At 70.6% G+C, this 8,705-nt stretch carries 7 protein-coding genes and 1 pseudogene; 3 read left to right on the forward strand and 5 right to left on the reverse strand.

The window, feature by feature from the left end; all coding sequences use genetic code 11:
• The first annotated feature begins 15 nt into the window (after positions 1-15).
• Both ACPYO6_RS14855 and ACPYO6_RS14860 read left to right on the forward strand, forming a co-directional pair.
• Positions 16-252: a heavy-metal-associated domain-containing protein gene (locus ACPYO6_RS14855; protein ID WP_425715550.1), complete on the forward strand. Its 237-nt coding sequence runs from the start codon at positions 16-18 to the stop codon at positions 250-252.
• A gap of 128 nt (positions 253-380) precedes the next feature.
• Entirely contained in the window at positions 381-2,411 is a 2,031-nt protein-coding gene (locus ACPYO6_RS14860) for a heavy metal translocating P-type ATPase (RefSeq protein ID WP_425715551.1), read from the forward strand.
• 179 nt (positions 2,412-2,590) lie between these two features.
• Here the strand turns inward: ACPYO6_RS14860 and ACPYO6_RS14865 are convergent, their stop codons facing one another.
• Positions 2,591-4,075, reverse strand: coding sequence for an RNB domain-containing ribonuclease (locus ACPYO6_RS14865; protein WP_425715552.1), 1,485 nt, complete (start codon positions 4,073-4,075; stop codon positions 2,591-2,593).
• A gap of 70 nt (positions 4,076-4,145) precedes the next feature.
• Positions 4,146-5,228, reverse strand: coding sequence for a 3-deoxy-7-phosphoheptulonate synthase (locus ACPYO6_RS14870; RefSeq protein WP_425715553.1), 1,083 nt, complete (start codon positions 5,226-5,228; stop codon positions 4,146-4,148).
• A 563-nt stretch (positions 5,229-5,791) separates the two neighbouring features.
• Here ACPYO6_RS14870 and ACPYO6_RS14875 point away from each other — a divergent pair.
• Entirely contained in the window at positions 5,792-5,926 is a 135-nt protein-coding gene (locus ACPYO6_RS14875) for an IS110 family transposase (protein ID WP_425715598.1), read from the forward strand.
• Positions 5,927-5,938: 12 nt separating this feature from the next.
• On the opposite strand, the pseudogene ACPYO6_RS14880 reads toward ACPYO6_RS14875, so the two are convergent.
• From ACPYO6_RS14880 to ACPYO6_RS14890, 3 genes and pseudogenes are all read right to left on the reverse strand, one after another.
• Positions 5,939-6,097, reverse strand: a pseudogene (locus tag ACPYO6_RS14880) (hypothetical protein); the annotation flags it as partial.
• 43 nt (positions 6,098-6,140) lie between these two features.
• Positions 6,141-7,466 (reverse strand): ISL3 family transposase, encoded by a 1,326-nt coding sequence (locus ACPYO6_RS14885; protein WP_425715554.1) that lies wholly within the window; start codon positions 7,464-7,466, stop codon positions 6,141-6,143.
• A gap of 240 nt (positions 7,467-7,706) precedes the next feature.
• Positions 7,707-8,705, reverse strand: a 999-nt coding sequence (locus tag ACPYO6_RS14890) for a LacI family DNA-binding transcriptional regulator (RefSeq protein ID WP_425715555.1), incomplete at its 5' end; no start/stop codon positions are given.

Below are 8,705 nucleotides of genomic sequence, written 5' to 3' on the forward strand. Positions count from 1 at the left end.
ACAGGTGAGATCGACATGACCACCACCGCCGCCACCACCCGCACGATCCTCAGGGCCGAGGGATTCTCGTGCCCCTCGTGCGTGGCCAAGATCGAGAAGCAGGTCGGCCGGCTCGACGGCGTCGAGAACGTCACCGTGCACTTCGCCTCCGCCCGTATCGAGATTGACCACGACCCGGTCCGGGCCTCGGTCGACGACCTCGTCGCTGCCGTGGCCAAGGCGGGCTACAGCGCCGCCCCCTCGGCGTTCTGACCCCCGGCCACTCACTCCACGTCAGGAGAGGGAGGGCGCCCCGCCCTCCCTCTCCTCATCGCCCCGGTCCTCCTCCAACCACCCATCACCAGCTTCTCCACCTCGCGACGGGAAAGGTCGTGACTCACGTGCACACGCTTCAGCGCCGGCTGCGCGGGAACTGGGCAGTTCCCGCGATCTCCGGTGCGCTCATCCTCATCTCCTTCGCCCTGCAGCACGTCGCCGGCGGCGCGGCGAACCTCGCGCTGACGCCCCAGTGGTGGCTCGACGCCGGACGGCACGCCACCCACGCCACGGGCGTCTTCACCCTGGCCGACGTGTTCATGCTGACCGCGGCGGTCGTCGCCGGCTACCCCATCGTGGTCAAGGCCCTGCGCGCCCTGACCGCGCGCGTCATCGGCATCGACCTGCTGGTCTCCGTCGCGGCGATCGGCGCCGTCGTCATCGGCAACTTCTGGGAGTCCGCCGCCGTCACCTTCCTGTTCGCCGTCGGGCATGCGCTGGAGTCGGCCACGCTGAGCAAGACCCGCTCGGCGCTGGCCGAGCTGGTGGCCGTCGCCCCGGACACCGCGATCGTCGTCCGCGACGGCGCGCAGCAGGAGATCCCCGCCGGTCAGGTCGCGATGGGCGAGGTCGTCCTGGTGAAGAACGGTGCGAAGGTTCCCGTCGACGGCGAGGTCGTCTCCGGCACCGGCGCCCTGGACGAGGCCTCCATCACCGGCGAGTCGATCCCCGTCGAGAAGGCCACCGGCGACCAGGTCTTCGCCGGCACCGTCTCCCGCGGCGGCTTCCTCCAGGTGCGCGCCACCGGGATCGGCGCCGACACCACGCTCGCCCGCATCATCCACCGGGTCGAGGAGGCCCAGGACGCCAAGGCGGCCACCCAGACCTTCATCGACCGCTTCTCCCGCTGGTACACCCCCGGCGTCATGGTGCTGGCCCTCGTCGCCGGCCTACTGACCGGTGACATCGTCCTCGCGCTGACGCTGCTGGTCATCGGCTGCCCCGGCGCCCTGGTCATCTCCATCCCGGTCGCCATCGTCGCCGGCATCGGCCGCGCCGCCCGCTCCGGCATCCTCATCAAGGGCGGCGAGTACCTCGAGACGTCGGCGCGGATCTCCGCGGTCGCCGTCGACAAGACCGGCACCCTCACCGAGGGTCGGCCCGAGCTGACCGACGTCGTCGTCCTCGACCCCGCGATGGACCGCACCGAGGTACTGGCCTGGGCCGCCGCCGCCGAGGCCGGCTCCGAGCACCCGCTCGCCCGCCCGATCCTCGAGGCGGCCGCGGCCCAGGGCGTCGCCCCGGATGCCATCGACGGCGCTGTCACCCCGGTCCCCGGCAAGGGCATCGCGTCGGTCGTGGACGGCCGCCAGGTCCTCATCGGCAACGCCGCCCTGCTCGCGCACCACGAGCTCCCCGAGCAGCCCGACGCCGAGCAGGTCGCCGACTCGCTCGCCGCTCAGGGGAGGACCCCGATGATCGTCGCGCTGGACGGCGCCGTCATCGGCGTCCTGGCGGTGGCCGACCAGGTCCGCACCGACGCCGCCGAGATGGTCGAGCGCCTGCACCGGGCAGGGGTGTCGACGGTCGTCATGCTCACCGGTGATACCCACCGGGTCGCCGAGGCCGTCGGCGCGGCGACCGGCGTCGACGAGGTCCGCGCCTCCCTGCTCCCGGAGGACAAGCTCGACGCCGTCGCGGAGCTGCAGCGTCAGGGGCACACCGTGGCGATGGTCGGCGACGGCGTCAACGACGCCCCCGCGCTGGCCACCGCCGACATCGGCGTGGCGATTGGCGCCGCCGGGTCCGCGGTGGCGGTGGAGACCGCGGACATCGCCCTCATGGCCGACGACCTGCTCAGGCTCCCCCAGGCCATCGACCTGGCGCGGCGCACCGCGCGGATCATGCGGCAGAACATCGCGGTCGCGCTGGCCACGGTGGTCGTGCTGCTGGCCGGTGTCTTCGCCGGTGGCGTGACGATGTCGGTGGGCATGCTCGTCCACGAGGCCTCGGTGCTGGTGGTCATCGCCAACGCCATGCGGCTGCTCCGGCTCCGCGCCGGTGCGGGTTCGAGCGCCGGCCGCACCCCGGAACGGCGGACCGAGCAGGATCAAGCCGTGCGACGCACACGGGACGATCGCGCAGCCGCCCGCTGAACCCGCGGTGGTCCCGCCGTGCGAGGGCAGCGCCACCGGGTCCGCCCGGTCGGCCTGCTCCGCCAGCCCCCCCAATCGAAAGGATGGGTCGTGTCACGAGAGGATGCCCTCAGTCCATCCGCTCATGACACGACCCATCCGCTCGTCGCAGAGGCCTCAGCGCTCACCGGACCCCGCCCCTACACCACCTCGACGCGCACCTTTCTGGCCTGCACATCCACCTCGGCCACGCGCACAGTCACCTCGGCGCCCAGCTCGAGGCCCTCCCCCTCGACGACGGCGTGCACCGCCGGCTCGGCCACCTGGACCTCACCGCGCTGCGGCTTCTTCTCGTCGACGTCCACGACCACCCCGCGCAGCTCCTCCCCCTCGCGGCCGCGCAGCACGAGAGCCTCCATGGCGTCGACGGCGCCGCGCTCGTACGCACTCGCCCTCCGACCGCCGGCACCCATCGCACTGGGTAGTTCGGGCAGCGCCTCCCGCACCCAGCCCGGCACCTCCGTATCCGCCGCGATCGCCAGGCACGCTTCGAGCCCGTACCGGTCGGCCAACCGGCGCAGCGGCGCGGTGACGTGTGCGTAGTCGGACGCGATCGCGGCGTGCTGGGTCGACACCACATCCCCGCCCTCGCCGTCGTCCCCGCCCTCACCGGGCGAGACTGGCAGCGCCAGGTACCCCGCCCCGCGGAACAACGCCGTCGCCTCGTTGAGGAACGCCGCCCCCTCGGGCGTGCTCGCCTTTACCGACCGCACGAGGTCCGGGTACGTCATGCCGTCCGGCCACGGCACGCCCAGCGCGTGGGCGGTCCGCCGCAGCTTCGCCACGTCCTTGCCCCTCGCCGGCGGCAACGTCCGCAGCACACCGACGCCCGCCCCGAGCATCATCTCCGCGGCCACGATCCCGGTGAGCAGGGAGATCTGCGCGTTGTAGCCCTCGACCTCCAGGACGGTGCGGCTGTCGAGGACGTACCGCCCGCCGTCGCCGAGCTCGACGACCTGCTCGGGCAGGTCGAGCGAGACCGCCCCGCGGGCGACCTCCTGCGCCTGCCGTGCCCGCCCCACCTCGGCCAGCAGTCGCGGCAGGTCCGCAGGCACACCCTCAGCCAGCGGAGCGCGCCCGTCGAGGGCGTCCTGCACCTGGTCGTACGTGAGCTGCGCCCGCGAGCGCACGAGGGCCCGCTCCACCGCGGAGGACCGCACCTCGCCGGTGGAGTCGATCCGCACGTCCCACACGCAGGCCGGCGCCACCTGGTCGGCCAGCAGGCTCGCGGCCCCCGCGGAGAGCACCTCCGGATGCAGGGGCACGGACCCGGTGGGTCCGTAGACCGTCATCGCCCGACGTCGAACCTCCTCGTCCAGCGCCCCGCCCGGCCTCACGAACGACCCGACGGACGCGATGGCGTAGCGGATGCGGTGCCCGTCGCCGTCGCGCTCGATGAGGACGGCCTGGTCGAGGTCGCGCGCGCCGGGCGGGTCGATCGTCACCAGGTCGAGGTCGGTGAGGTCCTTGGCAGGCAGGGCGGCGCCTTCGGCGGCGGCCTCCGCCTCGGCGAGCACCTCGGGGGAGAAAGCGGTGGGGAGCTCGAGCTCGGCGGCCAGGGCGTCGAGGGCGGCCTTGAGCTCGTCGGGGGCGGCGGTGTTGATGCGCAGGTGGCGTGTGGGCACGCGTAGACAGTAACGAGACCCGGGTCACTGCGGGGTGCGGAGGCCCGGATGCGGTCGCGAACCGTCGCCGTCACCCACGCCGACCCCGCCGCGCGACCACCGCCGCGGCCAGCTCCTCGAGCACGCCCTCCGTCGTCTCCCACGACATGCACGCATCAGTCACCGACTGCCCGTACGTCAGCCCGCTCGGCGCCGGCTCCTGCCGCCCCGCCACGAGGAAGCTCTCGAGCATCACGCCGGCGATCCCGCGCTCACCCGCCGCGACCGTCCCGGCGATCTCGCGCGCCACCTCGGCCTGCCGCACGTGGTCCTTGCCGCTGTTGGCGTGGCTCGCGTCGACCACCAGCCCGGACTCCAGCCCCGCCCGACGCACCAGCTCGAGCGCGGCCCCCACCGCGTCCGGCCCGTGGTTGCTACTCCCCCGCCCGCCGCGCAGGATGACGTGCCCGTCGGGGTTGCCGGCGGTGTCGACGAGCACGGCCCGCCCCTCGTCGTCGACGCCGAAGAACGTCTGCTCGGCCGCAGCAGCGACGGAGGCGTCGATCGCGACCTGCACGTCGCCGTCGGTCCCGTTCTTGAAGCCGACCGGCATGGACAGCCCGGACGCGAGCTGGCGGTGGACCTGCGACTCGACGGTGCGCGCGCCGATGGCCCCGTACGTCACGGTGTCGGCGATGTACTGCGGCGAGGTGGTCTCGAGGAACTCGCAGCCGGCGGGGACCCCGGCGTCGAGGACGTCGAGCAGGACGCGGCGGGCGAGCCGCAGACCGCGCGGGATGTCGTAGCCGCCGTCGAGGCCCGGGTCGTTGATGAGGCCCTTCCAGCCCACCGTGGTCCGCGGCTTCTCGAAGTACACGCGCATGACGACGTGCAGCTCGCCGTCGTGCCGCTCGGCCGCGACGGCGAGCCGGCGTGCGTAGTCGAGGGCGGCGTCCGGATCGTGGACGGAGCACGGCCCGACGACGACGAGCAGCCGGTCGTCCCGCCCGTAGAGGATCTCCTGGACCTCGTGGCGGGAGCGGGCGACGAGCTCCGCGGCGGCGGCCGGGAGCGGCTGCTCGTCGAGGACCTCGCGGGGCGTGGGCAGCGGGGCCATGCGTCGGACGCGCAGGTCGTCGGTGCGTTCGGCGCGTTCAGTGACGGTTGCGGTCATGCGGCTCTCCTCGGACAGAGGCGGTCCGCCCCGTCCGGAGCGCCCACCATGAATGGCAAAGGGCGCGGACCTCGCGGTCCACGCCCTGTCGGCTCCGGTTGCGCGCGTCAGCGGATCAACGCGCCGGCCGGGGCCGACACGCCAAACCAATACTGACGACTGATGCGCACGAGGGGAACGTACGCCAGGCGCTCCGGCGCGAGTCACGCTCGTCTCAGGGTTCGGGACGTTGCGGTGGTGTCCCTCGGGGGCCCGGTAGCCGACGCCGAACCCGCGCCGACCCATGCAGTTGGCGCCGACCCTAGAGGTTCGCCGCCGACCCATGCAGTTGGCGCCGACCCTAGAGGTTCGCCGCCGACCCCACCGACGACGTGGCCTGGCTCGGCGCACAACTACCTGGGTCAGCGGGAACTACCCGGGTCGGCGAAAGGCGGGGCGGGACAGTCAGCGAAGGGGGACGAGGCAGCAATGCCAACGTCGTAGGGGCCTTGCCGAGCCCGCCGAGCTCTGGGGCCGTGGGACATGCCAGCCTGGCCACTACCAGCGCAGACTCTGGAGGACTAGTGATCCCCGAGCACGACAGCGTCGAGGTGTTCCTCGGCATCGATGTCGGCAAGAGCGAGCATCACGCCGTCGCTCTTGACCGCACCAGCACAAAGCTCCTGGACAAACCGCTCCCGCAGGACGAGGCGAAGTGAACCGCGCCGGGTTCAGTGGAGAGTTGTGTGTGGTTCGGCGGCGGGTGCCGTCGAGGGGGTGAGGGCAGCGTAGTAGTCGTGTTCGTACGCTGAGGGGGCGAGGTGGTCGCACCAGGAGTGCGGGCGGGTCGTGTTGTACCAGTCGACCCATCGAAGGACCTCGAGCTCGACGTGCTCGAGCCGCTTTCAGGGCTCTTCGGACATTGGGTGGGGATCAGGGTGTGAGTCCGCCTGCGGCGAGGAGCATTCTGAGGCGGTAGTTCTCGAAGTTGCGGTAGCCGCGGGCGAGGCGGCGGTGGAGCTCGATGATCCCGTTGATGGCCTCGGTGCCGCCGTTCGAGGAACGTCCGGCGGTGAAGTAGGCCAGGAACGCTCCGCGCCACCTGCGTAGTGTCCGGCCCAGGCGCGCGATCTCAGGCACGGGGCACCGGTAGAAGGTCGCCAGGATCGTCTCTGCGATCTTCTTGCCTTCGGCCTGGTTCTCGGACCGGTAGGCGGCCCTCAGGTCCTGGGCGCAGCGCCAGGCGAGATAGACACTCTGGTGGGCCTCATCTGCGGTGATCGCGGTGGTGAGACGGTCGAGCTGGCGGTCGGTGAGGTTCTCCGCGCCGGCGCGGAGCAGCTTCTGGATGCCGTACAGCGGGTCGCCCTTGCGACCGCGGTGACCCAGGGTCTCTTGCTGGACGCGGCGGCGGGCGTCGTCGACGGCCTGGGTGCCGAGCTTGACGACGTGGAATGCGTCCAGCACGGCGACGGCGTCCTCTAGCTTGTCATCGATCGCGGCCTTGTAACCGGCGAAAGGGTCCAGGGCGGCGACCTGCACGCCGGAGCGGAAGTGCTCGCCGCGTTCGGTGAGCCAGTTCCTGTAGGCCGTCCCTGACCGGCCGGGGACGAGGTCGAGCAGCCGGGCACGCACTCGCCAGTTGCCCTTCGCATCGCGGTGACGGGTCAGGTCGACCATCCCGGTGAGCTCCTTCGGGCCCCGTTTGCGGGTAACGATGTGGTGCCAGACGTGCTCATCGACCCCGAGAGACCGCACGCCGCCGAACCGGTCCTCGTCGTCGGCCATCGCTTCCAGGCGGGGCCGGATCGCGCGCCACAACGTCTTCCACGCCGTCCCGAGCCGACGGGCGAGGCCCTGGATCGTGGCGTGCTCGCGACGCAGCTGACCTATTGCCCACTCGATCGCCCGGCAGGTGATCGATCCGCGCGGAGCGACCAGACCGGGATGCTGCTCGACGACCATCCCGACCGGGCAGTGCGGGTCGGGGCACCGCCAGGTCCGTTGACGCCACAGGATCTGCACTGGCACCACCGACGGCACGTCGCGCAGGACCCGCCGTCGTCGGCCACGGCTGGGCGCGATGACACCGCAGGCCGGGCAGCCCATCAGCTGCCACGGCGTAGAAACAGTGACCCTCACGACCGCGTCCGTCCGCTCGACGGCCTCGACATGCAGCCCGGGGATTCCGACCAGCTCGTCACAGCGGTCGCAGGGATCAGTAGAAGGCGCGTCCGGGCACCACGTAGCGTTGGGCATCGTCGAGGTCCTCGAGTAGAGCAGTTGCTTGGTCGCTACTGATCATCGAGGACCTCGACCCCTACCCCCGGATGCTCACCCCCGCGCGTCACCCTCCCCACCCAATGTCCGAAGAGCCGCTAAAAGGACCCGGAGCATCAAACGCGCACAGCCATCGAGGAATGCCGTAAACGCCGATGGTCAGTCGCCTAACCAGGGTACCTTGACCTCCGCGGAACGAGGCGCTTAAGAAGAGGCGCCTCACTCCACCGGAGCTGTAGAACCTCGAACGACAATCGTCGTCGGCACGTTGATCTCTTGAGGTGGCGTGCCGTCGTCTTGGAGCCGACACAGGAGGGCAGTGGCTGCCGTCCTACCCATCTCCATCGCGTCACGCGCCAGCACGGTAATGCTCGGCTGGTGAAGCTGGGTAATCGGGATGTCGTCGCAGGCCACTACGGAAACATCCGAGGGGATCTCGACCTGTCGATCGTGAGTTAGACGCAACGCCCCGGCCGTGATCTGATTTCCACCGCAGATGATCGCAGTCGGCGGTTCAGGATGGTTCAAGAGTTGCGACATTGCTTCATAACCAAACGGCTCAGATAGCGCCGCCGAAAGGATTAGTTCCTCGTCGACTGCAAGTCCGAACTCCGTCATTGCATCAATGAACCCCGCTCGACGCTCGCGTGATGGTCGAGTGCTGTATGAGCCGATGATCAGACCGATCCTCCTGTGCCCAAGACCGTGCAGGTGATCGACAATCTTCTTCATGCCCCCACGGTGGTCGGAGATCACGGCGTCCACATCAGCAAAGTCAAGACTGCGATCGAGCAGGACTTGGGGCACGGCCGAACGCTCCAGCAGTTCGCGAAGCCCAGCGCTCGTCTCGTCAGTCAGCGACAGGATCAGACCGTCCACACGCCGCTGGAGCAGGACCCGGATCGCTTCGACGTCACTGCCATCTTCACGGTCGCCTGCCGCATCGGCAAGCAGCACCGCATAGCCTTTGGACCGCAGATGCTCGGAGGCCCCCGCGACGATCTCAGCGAGGAACGGGTTGAGGATGTTGCCGATCAGGATGCCGATCGTCCGTGACTCTCCGCTCCGCAATGCTCGTGCGACGAGGTCGACCTCATACCCAACCTCCGAGGCCGCTTTGAGGACGGACTCACGCATATCTTCCGACACATCGGGGTGCCCGGAGAACACACGGGAGACAGAAGCGGGCCCGACTCCGGCCTGGGCGGCCACCATCTT

The sequence above is a fragment of the Georgenia sp. Z1344 genome, assembly GCF_049856295.1.
Taxonomy (GTDB): domain Bacteria; phylum Actinomycetota; class Actinomycetes; order Actinomycetales; family Actinomycetaceae; genus JB111.